Source organism: Paenibacillus sp. PastF-3, assembly GCF_029893135.1.
GTDB classification, from domain to species: domain Bacteria; phylum Bacillota; class Bacilli; order Paenibacillales; family Paenibacillaceae; genus Paenibacillus_AQ; species Paenibacillus_AQ nitricinens.
The window spans coordinates 78,949-97,368 of record NZ_JARXWM010000022.1 but is presented as its reverse complement, the minus strand read 5'-3'; the positions used below and the strand labels follow the sequence as shown (position 1 = coordinate 97,368).

The window sequence follows — 18,420 nt, the reverse complement described above, 5'->3', positions numbered from 1 at the left end:
TCTGAATTGCATGGGATACAATTGGAATGGCTACGATAGCTTATTTTAGCTTTATATTAATTTTATGTACATATTTATATGGAACGATTAAGCCTCTTACGACTGGAAAAATCAAACAGCGCGCATCGATTATGATCGGTACGCGCTGGCTGTATTGTGTTTAATTTTTCTTTTGAGCGGATGATAATGCCCCATCTTCAGCAAAAGTAAAAGTTCGGGCGATATATAAGATAGGTGTGCCGACTGCGGTTAGTAAGAATTTCGCCAGATACGTTGTAAGCAAAATTTCAAACCACACACTCCAGTTATACAACCCAGCAAATGCAATGGTGCAGAAGATTAGTGTATCCACAAAAGAGCTAACCATCGTACTACCGTTCGAACGGATCCACAGCTGACTTGAGGTGCTGTAATATTTGCGAATCCAGGAATACAACCGAACATCTAGGAACTGACTAATGAAATAAGCAGTTAAACTACCCAACGCTAGTCGAGGCATCAGCCCAAAGATCGTCTCCAAAGAAGACTGAGCAATATCGGTCTCTTGTGGCTTAAATACTAGTACCATCTGCATAATGACTGTCGTCATAAGCAAGGTGAAGAAACCAAACCAAACCGCTTTACGTGCTTCTGCTCTTCCATACTTCTCATTAAGCAAATCGCTGGTCATATACAAAGTGACATACATCGTATTTCCGAGTGTCATCACGATATCAAATGGCATAGCAATCGTCTTAGCTACCTGAATATTAGCAATTACAGTAGCGATACCTACCCAGGCATACATTCCACTTTTGCCGAACAGGCGGTAACAGAGCAGAAAAAAAGCAAAATTGACAATAACAAATAAAACTCCCCACAACAAATTAAACATATTACTTAAACTCCTCCTAGTTTTGTTTACGCGGGATGGTTACGAACCGCGGCTTACATTAAGTTTTGGAACAAAACATTAATACTCTATCACACTGTCGTCAAACAATCCATAAAAATAAACAATTTATGAAATGGGTATTTATACCCATTTTTATTAACTAAAAATAAAAGTGTCAGTAATAATTCATCTTTTTCAGAAAAATATGCTCTATAAACTAAAACTTTCACTATTCATCCAGAGGTTAATTCTATAGAATAGTATCAAACACTTCATTCCCGATCCATTTAGTTGATATATTACATAACTATGGAATATATTGCAGGTTGCCAGTCACTAGCAGTCGGTAGGGATATAAAGAAATGGGGCTTCACTGCCCATAAAAAGGGGGAGAACAATATGTTTCGTTTCAAGCAGTCGATCAGTCGCAGATTTACGCGTTTATTATTTGTAGTTCTATTACTCACGTCTCTTTTGTTAAGTACCAGCTTCTACTTTATATCCACCAGTATTTTCAACAGCTATGTCATGCCACAAATCAATCAAATTCTAACTGCAGCTGCTCAGGACGTATATAAGAACATAAATACAATGCATGCTCAGCAAGCACTAAAGAAGAACGAACAAGCAGCCACCAATCTTGAATTCTATTTTCAGGATAAGAGAAAGCAGCATGGGGTTGAGACTATTTTTCTACTCAATCTAAAAGGCAAGGAAGCTGAGGTTCTGTCCGTAGATCATGATGCAAAATTAAAGCCCGAGGAAATTGTTAAGGTATCCTCTGCAATGCAGCAAGCCCTTAAAGGAAAGAGTGGACTAAGCGATACATACAAGGACTCGCATGGTGTACATAAGTCAGCTTATATCGGAATTCCCGGAAGTACGATGGTTATCGGAATCAGCAGTGATGTAAGCTTTATTCAAGAAAAAACTGACAGTATCCTGTGGACCAGCGCGGGGATCACTCTGCTAACGCTGATCATAGGGTCAACTGGCGCCTGGTTTATGAGCATGCGGATAACCCGTCCTATCTCAAAACTTGCAGCTTACAGTGCCCGTCTTGCAGAGGGAGATTTCACAGAGGAATTAACGGTTCAAGGCAGTGATGAGGTAGCTCAGCTATCCAGAAGCTTCCAAGCGATGACCCTACGCCTAAAAGAAATGATCGGACATGTACTCGTCACCTCAAACACCGTGGTCACCGATTCCAATTCTTTAAGAGAACGTGTTGAGGTCTTAAATGAAATGGCAGACCACTCTAGTACTTCTGTTGTAGAAATTGGAAGAGGTAGTACAACCATCGCGAGCAGCGCTCTAGATAATTCAAAAGCTATGGAAGAAATCAATTTCGGCATTCAGCATATTGCTTCAGCAGCCACCGAAGTCACTGAGCAAATTAGTGAAGCTTCCGCTGAAGCGATTGGCGGTAATGAGATTGCCCAAAGCGCCGTTCTGCAAATGCGCCATGTTGAACGCGCCTCCCTGCAGTCGCTGGAGCAACTACAAGTTATGAACGAACGTTCAGTAATGATCGGAGAAGTCGTTCATAGTATTACTGAAATTACGAAGCAAATCCAAATGCTGTCGCTCAATGCTTCGATCGAAGCAGCACGTGCAGGAGAACATGGACGCGGCTTTGCCGTTGTTGCCGGAGAAGTACGCAAGCTTTCCGAACAATCCCGTAATGCGAATGAGCAGATTCGTGATTTCCTACTCGGACTTCAGGAAGATATGAATCGCTCCGTTACTGAGATGAACCATGTGAATTCAGAGGTAGCCTCCGGGGTAGGCAAGGTGGCAGAAGCGGGCGACGCCTTCAATCACCTTCTGATTCTGATCCAAAGCATCAATCAGAATATTCAATCTGTATCTGCGGCGACGCAGCAAATCTCAGCAAGTACAGAAGAAGTTAGTGCTTCCGTTGAGGAAACCGCACAAATTACTTCAAGATCCCAAGAAAATGCGGACACACTATCCGAGAACTCGGAGCGTCAACGTATAGAGCTTGAAGGACATGCAGTAACCGTGCAGCATCTATATGAGCAGGCTAAGAAGCTTCAGGAAGCTGTGCAACAATTTAAGATCTAAAGCTTAGGCTTATATAACCCCCCGTTCACACGAAAGTGTTGAACGGGGGGTTTTGTTAGTGTCTCGGCGCCCAAAGAATGACCGAAACGCCGATCACACAAATAACAGCACCAACCCAGTCATATACATCGGGTGTTTTCTTGTCTACTAGCCAGCCCCACAACACAGCGAGCACGATAAATACCCCGCCTTAAGCTGCATACACTCTACCGAAGGATGGAAACTTCTGCAACGTAGGAATAATACCATAGCTTATCAGAATCAAAGAACCTACCAAACCGTACCATAGAGGTCTTGATTCTCTTAGCCATAACCATACTAAGTACCCGCCTCCGATCTCAGCAAGGCCGGCAATTACAAATAGTAGAATGGCAGCAACCATGTCATCCCTCTTTCCTATTGAACTCTAAAAAATCAAAATGATTGGCGAAATATGATACAACGTCATCATAGGAGCCACTCACATGAAATTGTGCTGGAGCAACACTAACACTAGTAGCAGCACCGCCTCTAGCAGCTCATTCAGCGCACCGTACACATCGCCGCTGAGCCCGCCGAGCCGGCTGCTAATCCGCCGCGCAGCCACGGTGCCGCTGGCCAAGGCCGCAGCCGGCAGCAGGAACGCTGCCGCCAGATGCAGCGGCCACGCGGCTAAGCCAGCGCCAAGCGCCAGAGGCGCAGCGGCTGCGGCTAGCGAGAGCAGCGCGGCTATCGCCAGCGCGCGCCGCTCATGCGAGGGAGCGAGGCCGGCGAAGCCCGCGGCCAGCCCCTCGTTCCCGCGGGCAATGGGATAATGCACCATTGCCCGCACCATATACCAGCGGCTCCAGATCGCTGGCAGCAAGAGCAGTGGCAGCTCGTAATAGGCGTAGCCTTCGATTAATGCTGCCACTAATGAAGCCTTTAACAGCAAGAGAAGCACGCAGGCGAGCACACCCATCGCACCCACACGGCTATCCTTCATAATCTCCAAGATCCGTTCCCTCGGTCGGTAGCTTAGCAGACCATCCGCACTGTCCATCCAGCCATCGAGGTGCAGACCTCCGGTGAGTCCTACCCATAGAATGAGGGTAATAACAGCGGCTGGCCAAGCTGGTAAAATCAATCCCGTCAAAGCTGCCCCAGCAGCTACACACAGTCCGATAGCTGCACCCACCACGGGATAGAACAACACACTTCGGCGCAGCAGCTCAGGAGAAAATCCGGGATCACTCTTTACAGGAAACCGGGACAAAAACTGAAAGGCAGCCGCGGCAGCATCCCTGCGCTCCCTCATAAACGATACTCCCTGCTCTTAAGTTCAATTGGAATGCCAGCAGTCACTAAAAAAACCTGCTCGCATTGCCGAGCAAGCAGCGCGTTCATACGTCCTGCCAGATCACGGTACAATCGGCCAAGCTCATACTCCGGAACAATACCGTCTCCAACCTCATTAGTGACCAAAATGAGGTTTCCTTGAAATGTGCGTACACTGTCTTCAAGTCTTGTAATCTCGCTCTCTATCAACTCTTGCCTATCCGTAAATCCTTCCATGGCTAGCAGTACATTCGATAACCACAACGTTAGGCAATCTACGAGAACCGCCTTTTCACCAGATAAACGCTTAAGAAGATCTGGCAAATCATAAGGCTCCTCTAACGTCTCCCAAGCATATCCGCTTTGCGAGCGCTGTTGCTGATGCAGTGCAATCCGTTCATTCATTTCATCATCAAACGCTTGTCCGGTTGCAACATAGAAGGCCTGATCTGCCAGTGACGACATCAATTTTTCTGCAAAACCACTTTTCCCGCTACGCGCGCCTCCCGTTACAAGAATACTCATTGTTTTCCAGCTCCAGAGATGCCTGCACTTTCAAAGGTGGCCATTTCGCTTAAAATACGGCATATCGCCTCAATTAAATGAAGGGACAATACGCCTCCAGTTCCTTCACCCAAACGAAGACCCAGGTTAAACAACGGTTCAAGACCAAGCTGCTCAAGCATCAGCTTATGTCCTTGTTCTCCTGATAGATGAGAGCCAATCATATAAGCAATGGATTCTGGTGCAAGTGCCTTCGCCACAAGAGCCGCCGCGCCCGAAATAAAACCATCCAGAATGACAGGTACCCTAGCAGCGGCTGCGCCAAGAATCAGACCAGTCAAACCGGCAATTTCCAATCCCCCTACTTTGGACAATACATCCAGCGGATCTGCCGGATTCGGCTGATTCACCTTTAAAGCGCGTTCCACAACAGCAATCTTATGTAGTAAACGTTCATCATCAATTCCCGTTCCTCTTCCGACGGCTTCTTCAGGTGCTATCCCTTTTAGAGCACACAGAATGGCAGCGCTAGCCGTTGTATTTCCTATGCCCATTTCACCTGTAATAAAAATCTCCGTCCCGTTCTCAATCGCTTCTTGTGCGATACTTATTCCTACAAGCATAGCACTCATCGCTTCTTCACGACTCATCGCAGGTCCCACGGCTATATTATCCGTTCCACGGCGCACTTTACGATCAATCAGATCCTCATGACTAAGATCACCGTTAACACCGATATCTACGAACTTCACCTCTGCCCTAGCTTGACGTGCCAGTACATTCACCGCCGCTCCCCCGCTGAGAAAATTATAGGCCATCTGCATGGTGACTTCCTGTGGAAATGCACTAACTCCCTCGCAGCATACACCGTGATCGGCAGCCATCACAACTACCGTTCGTCTGGTGAAACTAGGCTGCTCCGTACCCGAAATTCCAGCGAGCTTAACGGCCAGCGTCTCCAATTGTCCCAGGCTGCCCGGTGGTTTGGTTAGAATGTTCAAGCGGTGCTCCGCCTTGAGGAAAGACTGTTCATCCGCTGGTGTGATTCGTTTAATTACTTCTTGAATAGTTGAAATCATATTTTAACCTCCAATTAAGATATCCATATTATATATTCTATCTTATCTACATAGAAAAGCCCCCATCTATGATAGATGGGGACCACTTGAATTACAACTTCACTTTCATAAAACCTTCGATTCTCTCCAACGCTTCCGTCAATTTTTGTAGAGAAGCTGCATAGGAGCAGCGAATATGCCCCTCTCCACCTGCTCCAAACACATGGCCCGGGACCGCAGCAACACCAACCTCCTTGAGCAGCTGCAAAGCGAAATCCTCTGACTTCATTCCGGTATTAGCGACGGAAGGAAAGACATAAAATGCACCCTCCGGCTCGTGGCAAGGTAAACCAATAGATCGAAATCCATTAACCAGCAGCTTTCTTCGCTCATCGAAGCATCGTTTCATATGTTCCTTATGTTCCATACCGTTCCGTAGTGATTCAATGGCAGCGATTTGACCTAGTATTGGAGCACACATCGCAGTGTACTGATGGATTTTGAGCATCGCAGCAATTAATTCCTGATCACCACAAGCATAACCTACTCTCCAGCCAGTCATCGCAAAAGCTTTGGAGAAGCCGCTAATAACAATTGTTCGTTCCAACATCCCGGGAAGTGCGGCAATGCTGACATGCTGACGATCATAGGTTAGCTCGGCATAGATTTCATCTGATATGACAAGTAAGTTATTCTCTTTTACAATCTGTGCAATGGGCAGCCAATCCTCGTAAGTCATTACTGCCCCTGTAGGATTAGTCGGAAAATTAACCATAAGAATCTTGGAACGCGGGGTAATTACCTGCCGCAACGCTTCAGGAGTAAGCTTAAACCCCTGCTCGGCTGAAGATTCAACCTCTACTGTAACCCCACCGTTCAAATGAGTAATCGGCGAATACGCAATATAGCTCGGAGAAGGGACGATAATCTCATCCCCGGGTGTAATAAAGGCCCGCAGAGCCAAATCCACGGCTTCACTGCTTCCCACTGTAACCATAATCTCGTTAGTTGGCTCATAGCGGAGATTGAAGCTTGTATGCAGATAAGAGGCGATCTCTTCTCTAAGCTCCAACAAGCCGGAATTTGGTGTATACATCGTCTCCCCATTATTCAAAGCACGAATACAGGCAGCTCTTACATGCTCCGGTGTAACGAAATCAGGCTCGCCTACACCAAGCGATATAATATCCTGATTCCCTGTACTTAGGTCAAAAAAAGCCCGAATCCCCGAGGGAGCAATCTCCCGTACACGCGGAGTAATCCATTCATTATGCATGACTGAGCACCTCTTCTTTCGGACTCTTTTCTGTTAGGGAAAGGGAAATAATCTCGTCCAGCAGTCCGCTAAAGGTGTAGCCTGCCGCTTGCGCGCTTTTTGGTAAAAGACTCGCCTTCGTCATGCCCGGTAATGTATTCACCTCCAGCACATACGGAATACCATCCTTGATTAGCATATCCACCCTTGCATACACACTGCATTTTAGTGCTTTGTAGCAAGTTAAGGCTGCATTACGTACTCGCTCATACACCTCAGCTGGTAGGTCAATGACCCGTTCGTCTGCCCCGCCATCATCGTATTTCGCGCTGTAATCGAACCACTCCGCATGTGACGAGGTGATTCCCAAAACGGGCAGCATCTCCCCATTTAGAATAGAACAAGTGATTTCCTGACCTTGAATATAGCTCTCGATCAGAATTGACTGATCACAGGCAAAAGCCTTCTGTACTGCGCTCAACAGCTCCTCGCTACAGCTCACCTTTTCCATACCGATACTCGAACCGCCTGAACATGGCTTCACCATAACAGGATATCCAATCCGCTCTACGGCTTCTTCAGAATAATCCTTCATACTATCCCAGCACAGCCAATCCGCTGTATGGACGCCTGAGCAGCGCATAAGCTTTTTGGAAAGATCTTTATCCATACAAATGCTGCTAGACAAAACGCCACTACCCGTATAAGGAATCCCCATCGTCTCCAGCGTCCCCTGAACCGTACCGTCCTCTCCGTAAGCTCCGTGGAGCGCAAGCAGCGCGATATCGATTCCTTTCACCTGCTCAATAAGCTCTTCACGCTTAGTGATCTCTATTGGAGTAACTTCATATTTATTGGGATCTAGATTCTTCAAAATCTCTCTACCGCTATTCATGGATACCTCATATTCTGAGGACACCCCGCCCATAATCACGCCTACCTTCATCTTCATCTCAAGCACCTCTTTATCCCATTAGTTGTCGTGCTGTTGTGCCAATAATCTCGATCCCCTTGCGGATATCCTCATCCGTCACTCTGGAGAAACCGATCCGTATCGTATTTTGACCTTTACCGTCTGTGAAGAATATATCTCCTGCTGTAAAAATAACCCCTTGCTCATGACAGGCCGCCAGCAGCGCCCTTGTATTAAACCCCTCCGCGAACGTTACAAAAAGATGCAATCCGCCATCCCCTGATAACGCCATATAAGGAATAAACTCCTTACAGCATTGCAGGGTTAATTCATATTTCCGTTTATATTCCGCTCTGGCTTTTTTCAAATACTTCTCTAAATGTCCACCCAATAAGTATTGATACAAAATGGATTGATCCAGTGTAGAGGTATGAATGGTACGTGCGCGCTTGACGCTTTCAAGGGAATAGATCAGCTCCTGATCTGCCAGCACCCAACCTACGCGTAGTCCCGGAAAAAGTACTTTTGAGAAGCTACCTAGATAGATTACGCTGTTGCCGCTACCTGCTGCTGCGATAAGTGGAGCCACATGTGAGCCCGAATAGCGTAATTCCTCGTTAAAACCATCCTCGATCACGGGGATTTGGTACCGATTCATCAGCTTCATTAGCCGCTGTCTTTTCTCAGGAGACATTACAATACCGGTCGGATTATGATAAGAAGGGACAAAGTAAGCACAGTCAAAAGCTTGCTCCAGCAATGCCTTCTCCAGCTCAACCAGATCAATCCCATCACGCTCCATAGGAATCCCGGTGATCTCAAAGCCGTTCAGCTTGAGATTTTTGATCGCCGTATGATGCGTGGGATTCTCACAGATGACCGAACCATTCTTTTTGCTAAGTGCAGACAATACAATATCGAATCCCTCTGTAAAGCCGTTGGTAATCAATATGTCCTTGCCCTTCATTTCAACGCCTTTGTGCTCCATGTATTGCTTCAAATAGTCTATTAAAGGCTTATACCCTTTGGCATATCCATAATTTAGTAAGACGTTGCCTTCCACCGACATACGATCCATAAAGGAGCGTTTCACATTATCTAGATCAAAAAGACTCTCATCAGGCGCGATGCTCGTAAAGGAGATCGTCCCCTTTTCCGCTCGTATGCCGCGCTTCATGATATCCAGATCCTCCGCCAGCCGCGCATGATCATTGATACGCGACTTCCAGTCCATCGTCCAGGAAGAGATTGTTTCACTGCCAGGAGGTGTAGGTGCCACATAACTTCCCTGACCCTGCACGGCATACGCAAATCCATCATCCTCAAGCTCTGCATAAGCAGAGATTACTGAGTTACGGCTAACCTTGAGCAGTGTACTGAGCTCTCTTGTGGAGGGCAGCTTTTGATTCCCTTGCAGACCGCCTTTTATGATTAAGTGCTTCATATAGTCTTTAATTTGTATATACACCGGCCGTCCGGCTATGAGCTTTAAATCCTTAAACATCTCTTTGGTCGCCTCCATAGCTATCATGGCACAATCACTCGCTTAAAAAAAGAACCACAGCCAAGGGATTTTTCTCCGGCTGTGGTTCTATGCGCGATGTTCTTCAATTAATTGCTTATAATCGATCCGTCTTTGACGCAGCCAAGAGCTGAAATCGACGATAACATGCTTTTCACTCAGCACAATAAAGCCTCTCCCTTTTACATTTAAACATCGAAAATATCGTTTAAGATGTATATAATGTAAGGGTAACTCATCGTTACAAAATAATTTCTCGAGAGATTGGGATGAGGATATGGTGAAATCAGTCCAGCAAACCTCCTAAAAATGAAATAATTTTTAGGAGGTCATTATAAATGATTTTTAACCCGATTGTCATTGATAACTGGAATAGAAAACCCTATTTCGAACACTATTTAAACAATGTCAAATGCACCTATAGCATGACCGTAAATATTGACATTACCCTTCTACTGTCAGAGCTTAAAAATATGGAAATTAAACTGTACCCAGCAATAATCCACATGATAACTACGGTTGTAAACCGCCACAGTGAATATCGCACATGTTTTGATTCCGAAGGCAGATTAGGTTATTGGGATAGCTTGTCGCCTAGTTTTACAATTTTCCATGATGATGATAAAACTTTTTCAAGCATTTGGACTTTATACGGTGAAGAATTTAATGTTTTCTACAGCCGTTATCTGGATGATATGAAAATGTACGGAAATGTTAAACAATTATTCGCTAAAGCAAACGAACCACCTAACACCTTCCCTATTTCTAGCATTCCGTGGGTCAGCTTCACATCCTTTAACCTGAACGTGTATAACGAGGGAAACTATTTACTACCCATATTTACTATGGGGAAATATACTCAACATGACGAAAAAATACTATTGCCAATATCAGGACAATTCCATCATGCCGTTTGCGACGGCTACCACGCCAGTTTGCTGTATAATGAACTGCAATCACGAGCAGACACGTGTAAGGAATGGTTGCCCAACCATTAATTAACCACGTTATTCTGCTGTTGGCGAACGATAGTTTAAACATAAAGGGTTCCACATATTAGGTATGCTAATATGTGGAACCCTTTTTTATTTAATTTTCTCATCAAACTCTCGAAATATCTGCCGACCATTGCCCGTTCTGCCAAAATAGCCTGAGTACCAATGCTGTTCCCGGAGAAGGTGCAACTGCGCTATAGAATGTGACACCAGGAATTAACTGTGCAAGGAAATTCCGAATAACACCACCATGTGTGACTACCAACACCCTACTTGTTATTATCTTATCCATGTCCTCCATAATTGCAGCTTGCATAAATGTATCCTCAGCAGCGCGTCCCAAATCTAATAGGAAGCTGCATAGACGCTCATCGAACTGTGTCCATGATTCTCCTTCTGGTGGTGTAATCTTTGAAGGATCATCAATCCAACATGTATATAGAGAGTTCTCTTTCAGCTGCTTATAGGTGCAACCTTCCCAAACTCCAAAGTTCATTTCACGGAGTCGCTGATCGTAGACAGCCACCTTCTCTAAAGAAGGAGAAATATAAGCTAGAGTCTCCCGACATCTAAGCAAATCGCTGCAGAACACACGCCAAAAGCCACCGGATAACTCATGCTGCTGTTCAGTCAAAGTCAACCCATCAAGCTGCTGCTTAAGCTGAGATAGCTGCTCTACTGCATCAGTAAGCAATGGGAGATCCGTATGTCCTAAGTAACGATGCTCAGCATTCCACTGAGTATGCCCGTGGCGAATAAGTACTAATTCTAGCTCTATACAAGGAAACGCCATGTCTAGCATCAGCCTCCAATCCATATCCAAGCTAGGGCTGCGCAGATAGTAACGAATATTGAAGAGCAGAGCATCATCATCCGCGAGGTCTGAATAATATCGTCCGGCTCCATCGGTCGTACGGGATCACCCATATAAGCTCGGAATGAAGCGACACCGTGATATACATTCTCTCCTCCGAGACGGATACCAAGTGCGCCCGCAACAGCGGATTCCGGATAACCGCTGTTAGGGCTTGGATGAAGGTGCGCATCCCGCTTGACCATTTGCAGACAATTGCGCCAATCCAGACGAAGCAGCCATGCACACAGTGCTAAGAGCAATGCCGTAATCCGTGCCGGAATGAAGTTGGCGACATCATCGAGCCGAGCGGATGCCCAGCCGAGATCACGGTATTTATCGTTCTTATAGCCAACCATGGAATCAAGCGTATTTACCGCCCGATAGGCCATAGCTAGCGGCGCACCGCCGATGAGCGCGTAGAACAATGGGGAAATAATCGCATCGACGATGTTCTCTGCTACGGTCTCTACCGTGCCGCGCACAATTTCCGGGGAATCTAACGAAGTCGTATCACGCCCCACGATCATTCCCAGTGCCTTGCGAGCAGCAGGAATATCTCCTTTACGGAGTTCCACGTACACCGCCATGCCTGCATCCTTCAGTCCCTTGGAGGCAATCGTCGTCGAAATCAACCAAGCCTCGGCTATCCAGACGAGCCAAGGTGAAATATATGACAGCAGCCATAGCAGAATGGCTGTAAGTCCCCAAGCACCGCCGGCTACACATAGCGGCAATAACACCCCGGCTCTGCGCAGGCCTTGCGGGCTTGACCATATAAGGCGGATCACCCGCTCCAGAGCCGTGATTGCTTTGCCCATACCAATTACGGGATGGGGCAGGCTGCGCGGATCACCTACAATCCGGTCAATCACATAAGCCGCAAGCAGTACCAACGCGATTGTCATAGACGGTCACCTTTGAACACTCTTCTACACCTCCAGCTATCTCTTCTCATTAGCTGTCCTTCCTTGCCTGCACCGACAGCAAGCTGCCCTTCACTGCGCTATATACAAGGCGTCCGATTGCGCCCCCAAGGTCGGTAGCGGTTCCGGCATAGACATGCTCTGCGCTGTATCGCCCGCTTTGGCTCACAGCGAGCACGATGGCATCCGTTGTTGTTCCGGTTGCGATCAGCCCATTCTCGGGATCAGTAATCCCGAGATCGGCCAGAGCAGCAGCTTTCGCTTCGACAGCTGTCTGCACAGCATTGACCATGGCCGCCGGTGTCAGGCGGCCATCAATACCTAACATGATGTTAATCGTACCTGGTCGATAAACAGCCAGCACATTGCGTTCCACACCCGCGCGCGCAGCATTTCCTGCGGCAGCAGTAACGCAGACAAAAATACCCGCTGAGCCTGTGTCTTCCTCAGCTACCGCTGCATGCTCTAACGGTACAGCCGTCATCAGACCGGCACAGCCAGATAATGAATAACCCCACTCGCGGAGCTTATTCTCCATATCTTGAACAGGATCACTACATTCATAATTACGGTCAACATATAAATTAACGGCCCGCTCTAACCGATTCATTCCTCCACCATAGAACGCACTCGATAATCCATCTGCTTCAGCAGGCAGCTCAAGCAGCAGATGGTTTCCCTTCCACTGCAAAACAAGCCCCGGCCATATGGCCGAATGGTACTCTTTAACACCTCCTGCGAGGTCAAATGGAATCTTTATTTGCACCATATCTCGATCTGCTCCTTCCACAGCTCATTACTTTCATCCATTCATCCAACAAGCTTGGCTGTCGCTTCTTCTCTTTCCCAGAAACCTCACCCAAAAGCCGCCTAATCTTCTATCTCAGCAAATGACTATCTGCTCTAAAATCCACTACAACACATACCTCTAATATCCACCTAAAAATCCGTCCCTCACCCATCTATTGCACTTTATACAACAGATTCAGCTAGAAACACTAGCAAAAGCCATTCTGCTGTATTTCTTGCAATAGAATGTCACGAAAAAATCTAATTCACATCATTCTCCAAATTTCTATTGTACAAAGTGCTATAGAATCGAATTCCTGCGCCAGCAAAACGAATTCTGTTGTACGATATACAACGAATGCACTTTGGAGGATGTCCATCAGAAGCTACCTCACCAAACTTTGTCACAACCTAATGATGCGAGCTGAACCCTGACATCTGGTATCAAATCCCAACTTCTGCGCGCTTGAGTCACTTAGGCAATAGAATTTCAGCCTTCTCTATGCCACCCGAGTCACTTACGCTACAACAGTCACTTAACGCAGCCCTCTAAGCTACATAGGTCACTTATCCGCCAGCATTTCCTTCATCTGTTTGAGCAGCCGGACATTATCCTCATGTCCCTTAACGGCTACTCGGATATGCTCGTCTCCTAGACCGGGGTACATAGCACAGCTGCGCACCAGTATACCGACACGCCCAAGACGGGTCTGCATCTCAGCCGCACTCCACGGCGAAGGCAGGCCACAGAGCAGAAAGTTGGCTTCGCCTGGCGGCACATCGCAGCCTAGCTGCATAAGGCCTTGCCGCAGCAGGTCCCGTTCCGTGGCGATCAGTTCGCGTGTGCGACGTCCATATTCGTGTCCACACTCCAGGCAGGCTTCGCCCGCCAGCAGCGCCAAACCATTCACGCTCCAGGTAACCTGCTTTCCGGTCATCGCCTTTGCCAGCTCCGGATGCGAAATGGCAAACCCGAGACGCAATCCGGGAATTGCATAAAATTTCGTCATCGACCGCACCAAAATCGTATGCGGAAACTGATCCAGATCCGGCAAAAGCGTATTTCGTTCTGCTTCTGGAATAAAATCAATAAAAGCTTCATCTACAGCCAAATACGTCCCGTAGCTTTCAGCCTTCTGCGCTAACCAGCGCAGCTCATCCACAGTATACTGAACGCCATTAGGGTTGTTCGGCTGTCCAAGGAACAGCAGCTCAACCTTCTCCAGCAGCCCGGCAATCTCGTTCACTCCAGCTCGGAAGTGCTGTTCCCTTGTACCTTGAACAGATAATACTTCTGCGCCGAATTGCACAGATAGCTGCCGGTACTCAGAGAAACAAGGTTCTACGATACCTACCTTTTGCGGAGAAATCGCAAGCAGCAACAATGCCATAGATTCTGCGGCTCCGTTGCCTACTGTCAACCAACTACTATGTATACCAAGGTCCTCTGCTAGCAGACTTTTGAAGCGTCGATGTCCAGGGTCAGGGTAGGCAACCACCGTAGACAACGCTGTTCTGAGTAGCTCTAAGACGGCTGGCGGAGGGCCGAGAGGATTGATGTTTGCACTGAAATCAAGAAATGTGCCACCAGCCTCCTCATAAAGTTCCGCAGCTGTTAGCAAATCACCGCCGTGGCCGTATTTTTCAAGCATATTTACACTCCCTCTATCCACTTTCGTTTGTTCGATATGTATCTCATTGCCACCATTATTGCGTCTTTGCCGGGAATACGTCAATGCTCACTAAAGGAATCACCTGAATAACCGCTTGCCTCAAATCGACATTAAAATCTACGAGATGTCAAAAGATAATAAAGTTCTAGACTGGCAGTCTCATCAGATCTATGGACACGCTGTCCCAGAACCCGCTTCAGCTTGAAGATGGAAACGGGATATCGTTTACATGATCGCCTGTACGAATAAAGAAAGCTGCTATGCCGAATACAAAAAAAAGAAGTCGACCATTTCGTTGGTCGACCTCTAATTTTTCTATTGCGCGGTCAAAATTTGTGGACCTTCAGCCGTGATGGCGATCGTATGCTCGTATTGGGCGGCGAGCTTGTTGTCCATCGTCCGTGCGGTCCAGCCGTCCGGATCGATGGTCATGAAGTAGGTACCTTCGGTGATCATGGGCTCAATCGTGAACACCATACCTTCCTTGATACGGGGGCCTTTTCCAGGCTTGCCGACATGCATATAAGTCGGCTCCTCGTGCAGGTCGCGGCCGATGCCATGAGCGAGAAGGTCGCGCACGACGCCGAAACCGTGTGATTCCGCATGCCGCTGAATCGCGCTCGTCACATCGCCGAGTCGATTGCCGGGCTGAGCCTGCCCGATGCCCAGGTCAAGACATTCCTTCGTGACACGCATCAGCTTCTCGGCCATCGGCGAGATCTGCCCGACCGCATAACTCCAGGCCGAATCGCCGAGCCAGCCATCGAGCTCAGCGACCGTGTCGATCGTCACGATATCGCCTTCCTCAAGTGGCTTATTGCTAGGGAAGCCATGCGCGATTACATCGTTGGCGGAGGCACAGGTTGCATATTGATAGCCCCTATAGCCTTTCTGGTATGGCTTTGCGCCGTGCTTCAACATAATGTCCTCGAATATGCGCTCAATATCGTTTGTGGTAATACCCGGTTTGATAAGCGGGGCGATGGTACGATGACATTCAGCCACCACTTGGCATGCCTTGCGGATAGCCTCAATTTCATGCTTGCTTTTTAAAATGACCATGTTCGTATCAGGACCCCTTCGTAATAGCTTGAATAGCGAGCCGGGCGATTCGATCAACGTTCAGATCGGAATTGCCCGCATAGTAGTGCAGCCCACAGCAACCGACCAGCACGGCAAGCATATGGTCGACGCTGTCGTCTTCGCACTGGGCGATCGATTGGAGTGGAACGTACAGGCGTTCCATAAATTTTCTTTTGGCGTGGTGTCGATCCCTTTCAGGCAAGCCTACATAATGTTCCGCCGCCATTTTGTAGACTAGATATGCGCGGGCGTCCGACTGCCACAGCTGGAGCAGCGCTTTACAATACATCAACAGCGGCCAATCATCCGGTGGGCTGCCGCTGATGTTCGCCCATTTTGCGATAACTTGCTCACATCGCTCAAAGCCGCTTTCTAACACATCTTCTATTAATAAATGCTTGTTGGGGTAATAATGGTATACTGTGCCGTACCCAAGTCCGGCTTCGCGGGCGACGTCGCGAATATCAAAGCTGCCGCCCGTGCGAAAGTAGGAGCGTGCGGCGACGTCCAGGATCTGTTCTCTACGCTGTATGCGTATGAGCTCATTTTGTTCTTTGGTACGGGGGCACATAGCGTGTAACCTCCTTATTTAGACCTGCAAATTTGTCAATATAAAAATAGTACCGCATGGGCTGGAGAAATGCAAAAGATTTGTTGATGTAATTCTACTCACCGAAACACGAAGTGATCTCTTTTGTTAAAAAACTGCTTTTGGTTTAAAATGAGAACTGTAATCAATTTTGCTGCAACGGAGGAATTCACTATGATTTTTATTGATAACACAGGGATTACTGACGCTTCCATCAATTTGGCGATTGAGGAATATGCGCTGAAACACTTGCCGATGGACGAGAGTTACCTGCTTTTTTATATTAACAGCCCATCTATCATCATCGGTAAACATCAAAATACGATTGAAGAAATCAATCAGGAATATGTTAAAGAGAATGATATTAAGGTTGTGCGGCGTTTGTCTGGCGGTGGAGCGGTCTATCACGATCTCGGAAATCTTAACTTCAGCTTCATTACTAAGGACGACGGCCAATCCTTCCATAATTTCCTGAAATTCACCCAGCCGGTGATCGACTACTTACAAAGCATGGGTGTTAACGCTGAGCTTAGCGGACGAAATGATCTTCAAGTCGGTGAACAAAAAATTTCCGGCAACGCTCAATTCTCCACACGTGGACGCATGTTCAGCCATGGCACACTGATGTTTGATCTCAATTTGGACAATGTACAAGCCTCGCTAAAAGTAAATCCAGAGAAGTTCAAATCGAAGAGCACCAAATCCGTACGTAGTCGCGTAGCCAACATCAAAGAGCTGCTAGGTACAGACAAGACCATTGAAGAGTTCCGCTCCGGTCTCCTGCGTTCGATCTTTGGCATGGAGCCATCCGAGGTCCCTCAGTATAAACTTCAGGAAGCAGACTGGGACAAAATCCACGAAATCTCCAAAGAACACTACCAGAACTGGGATTGGAACTACGGTCTATCGCCAAAAAGCAATGTCAAACACACACGCAAATTCCCTGCCGGAATTATTGATATTCGTATGGATATTGAGGATTCCCTCATTAAGGACATCAAAATCTATGGTGACTTCTTTGGGGTTGGTGACGTAGTAGATGTTGAAAATGCACTTCGCGGCAAACGTTATAATGAAGCAGAGGTTAGAAAAGCATTAGCTGATCTGGATTTGAAGCATTATTTCGGACGTATTGAGCCGGAGGACTTTATCGGACTGGTTTTCCTAGAAGAATAGCTATACAAAAATAAAGGGGCCTGCTTATCCTATGCGCAATTTGCGTAAAGAATAGACAAGCCCCTCTTTCATATTCATTTTAGTTCAAGGAGAAAGTATAAATACATAGACAACGAACGCTAGAGTCAGCATGATGCAGATGTTCTCTACGGCTCCACCTTTTTTCGTGCCTGTACTCATTAGCTTTAGACGCAGCTTAAAGGGTATTGGCGGCAATGGTGTAATTCCTCTTTGAGTAAGGGAGTCTGCCAGTAGATGAAGTGCATACGACATACCGCCAGCTATCCACAGACTGCCACCATCATTTATACCCGCTGAGGCAAAATACAATAAGGCGCTCCAGCCCGCAACTCCATACAATGTATGTGTCAGTCCACGATGAGGAACAAGCGATGAGACTACAAGCACGCACGCTGCAATGTAGTTCCATGGATCATAGGCTTCCCCGAAGGCAAAGAGTGCTATGGCAATCAAGATCATGACCAAATGGCGCAGCTTTCGACTGGGAAGGAAAGATACACTTCCAACTAGCAGTGCAAGCACAATATTCCAAGGACGTTCCACGATTCCGGCAAAATAGAGGTAGATCGCCGCGCCTATCAAAGCAATTTGCAGCACTCTTAATAGAAACTCTGGAATCGCTTTGCGCACGAGCAGCGAATTCGGTTCGTCAATATCAGGCAACAAAGAGCTCAATGCTGCGACCGCAATCACTGGAATTGTAATCTCATGTGCCATCAAACTCATTACAGATAGGGTAACCCCAGTGCTGATTATTAAATGGGATCTGCCCATCATGGTGAAACCGCTCCTTTCTAAGATGCGA

The 18,420-nt window shown here is 47.0% G+C and carries 17 protein-coding genes, 1 pseudogene and 1 riboswitch; of the genes and pseudogenes, 3 read left to right on the top strand and 15 right to left on the bottom strand.

Annotation, left to right across the window (positions count from 1 at the left end):
• Positions 1-160: 160 nt before the first annotated feature.
• Positions 161-874: a queuosine precursor transporter gene (locus tag M2444_RS29320; protein ID WP_094870625.1), complete on the bottom strand. Its 714-nt coding sequence runs from the start codon at positions 872-874 to the stop codon at positions 161-163.
• Positions 875-884: 10 nt separating this feature from the next.
• A riboswitch (PreQ1 riboswitch) is annotated at positions 885-930 on the bottom strand.
• A gap of 343 nt (positions 931-1,273) precedes the next feature.
• Here M2444_RS29320 and M2444_RS29315 point away from each other — a divergent pair.
• Positions 1,274-2,962, top strand: a complete 1,689-nt coding sequence (locus M2444_RS29315; protein ID WP_094870626.1) for a methyl-accepting chemotaxis protein — start codon at positions 1,274-1,276, stop codon at positions 2,960-2,962.
• 55 nt (positions 2,963-3,017) lie between these two features.
• Here M2444_RS29315 and M2444_RS29310 read toward each other — a convergent pair.
• The 7 genes and pseudogenes from M2444_RS29310 to pdxR all read right to left on the bottom strand — a co-directional run bounded on the left by M2444_RS29310 (position 3,018) and on the right by pdxR (position 9,492).
• Positions 3,018-3,344: pseudogene (locus M2444_RS29310) on the bottom strand (YnfA family protein).
• A 78-nt stretch (positions 3,345-3,422) separates the two neighbouring features.
• Positions 3,423-4,238: an adenosylcobinamide-GDP ribazoletransferase gene (gene cobS, locus M2444_RS29305; protein ID WP_280788755.1), complete on the bottom strand. Its 816-nt coding sequence runs from the start codon at positions 4,236-4,238 to the stop codon at positions 3,423-3,425.
• Positions 4,235-4,783, bottom strand: coding sequence for a bifunctional adenosylcobinamide kinase/adenosylcobinamide-phosphate guanylyltransferase (gene cobU, locus M2444_RS29300; RefSeq protein WP_094876991.1), 549 nt, complete (start codon positions 4,781-4,783; stop codon positions 4,235-4,237). Before cobU ends, cobS begins: the two co-directional genes overlap by 4 nt.
• Entirely contained in the window at positions 4,780-5,841 is a 1,062-nt protein-coding gene (gene cobT / locus M2444_RS29295; protein WP_280788754.1) for a nicotinate-nucleotide--dimethylbenzimidazole phosphoribosyltransferase, read from the bottom strand. Before cobT ends, cobU begins: the two co-directional genes overlap by 4 nt.
• Before the next feature lie 91 nt (positions 5,842-5,932).
• Entirely contained in the window at positions 5,933-7,096 is a 1,164-nt protein-coding gene (locus M2444_RS29290; protein ID WP_094870630.1) for an aminotransferase class I/II-fold pyridoxal phosphate-dependent enzyme, read from the bottom strand.
• Positions 7,089-8,021 (bottom strand): D-alanine--D-alanine ligase, encoded by a 933-nt coding sequence (locus M2444_RS29285; RefSeq protein ID WP_280788768.1) that lies wholly within the window; start codon positions 8,019-8,021, stop codon positions 7,089-7,091. Before M2444_RS29285 ends, M2444_RS29290 begins: the two co-directional genes overlap by 8 nt.
• A gap of 19 nt (positions 8,022-8,040) precedes the next feature.
• On the bottom strand, positions 8,041-9,492 hold the full coding sequence (gene pdxR / locus M2444_RS29280) for a MocR-like pyridoxine biosynthesis transcription factor PdxR (RefSeq protein ID WP_280788753.1): 1,452 nt from the start codon (positions 9,490-9,492) through the stop codon (positions 8,041-8,043).
• A 356-nt stretch (positions 9,493-9,848) separates the two neighbouring features.
• Here pdxR and catA point away from each other — a divergent pair, with 356 nt between their 5' ends.
• Positions 9,849-10,508 carry a type A chloramphenicol O-acetyltransferase gene (gene catA, locus M2444_RS29275; RefSeq protein WP_280788752.1) on the top strand — a complete coding sequence of 220 codons (660 nt, stop codon included), beginning with the start codon at positions 9,849-9,851 and terminating at the stop codon, positions 10,506-10,508.
• 103 nt (positions 10,509-10,611) lie between these two features.
• Here catA and M2444_RS29270 read toward each other — a convergent pair whose 3' ends face one another.
• From M2444_RS29270 to M2444_RS29245, 6 genes are all read right to left on the bottom strand, one after another.
• On the bottom strand, positions 10,612-11,298 hold the full coding sequence (locus M2444_RS29270) for a histidine phosphatase family protein (RefSeq protein WP_280788751.1): 687 nt from the start codon (positions 11,296-11,298) through the stop codon (positions 10,612-10,614).
• Between the two features lie 8 nt (positions 11,299-11,306).
• A complete protein-coding gene (cbiB, locus tag M2444_RS29265; protein ID WP_094870634.1) occupies positions 11,307-12,266 on the bottom strand; it encodes an adenosylcobinamide-phosphate synthase CbiB in 960 nt (319 codons plus the stop codon).
• Between the two features lie 49 nt (positions 12,267-12,315).
• Positions 12,316-13,053, bottom strand: a complete 738-nt coding sequence (locus M2444_RS29260) for an adenosylcobinamide amidohydrolase (RefSeq protein ID WP_094876985.1) — start codon at positions 13,051-13,053, stop codon at positions 12,316-12,318.
• Positions 13,054-13,636: 583 nt separating this feature from the next.
• A complete protein-coding gene (locus M2444_RS29255; RefSeq protein ID WP_280788750.1) occupies positions 13,637-14,725 on the bottom strand; it encodes a pyridoxal phosphate-dependent aminotransferase in 1,089 nt (362 codons plus the stop codon).
• A gap of 336 nt (positions 14,726-15,061) precedes the next feature.
• Complete coding sequence (gene map / locus M2444_RS29250; RefSeq protein WP_280788749.1) at positions 15,062-15,808, bottom strand: type I methionyl aminopeptidase; 747 nt, start codon at positions 15,806-15,808, stop codon at positions 15,062-15,064.
• 7 nt (positions 15,809-15,815) lie between these two features.
• A complete protein-coding gene (locus M2444_RS29245) occupies positions 15,816-16,400 on the bottom strand; it encodes a TetR/AcrR family transcriptional regulator (protein ID WP_280788748.1) in 585 nt (194 codons plus the stop codon).
• 192 nt (positions 16,401-16,592) lie between these two features.
• Between M2444_RS29245 and lplA the strand changes: the two genes are divergently transcribed.
• Positions 16,593-17,594 (top strand): lipoate--protein ligase, encoded by a 1,002-nt coding sequence (gene lplA / locus M2444_RS29240; RefSeq protein ID WP_280788747.1) that lies wholly within the window; start codon positions 16,593-16,595, stop codon positions 17,592-17,594.
• A gap of 84 nt (positions 17,595-17,678) precedes the next feature.
• On the opposite strand, the gene M2444_RS29235 is transcribed toward lplA, so the two are convergent.
• Positions 17,679-18,392 (bottom strand): metal-dependent hydrolase, encoded by a 714-nt coding sequence (locus M2444_RS29235; protein WP_280788746.1) that lies wholly within the window; start codon positions 18,390-18,392, stop codon positions 17,679-17,681.
• Positions 18,393-18,420: the final 28 nt, after the last annotated feature.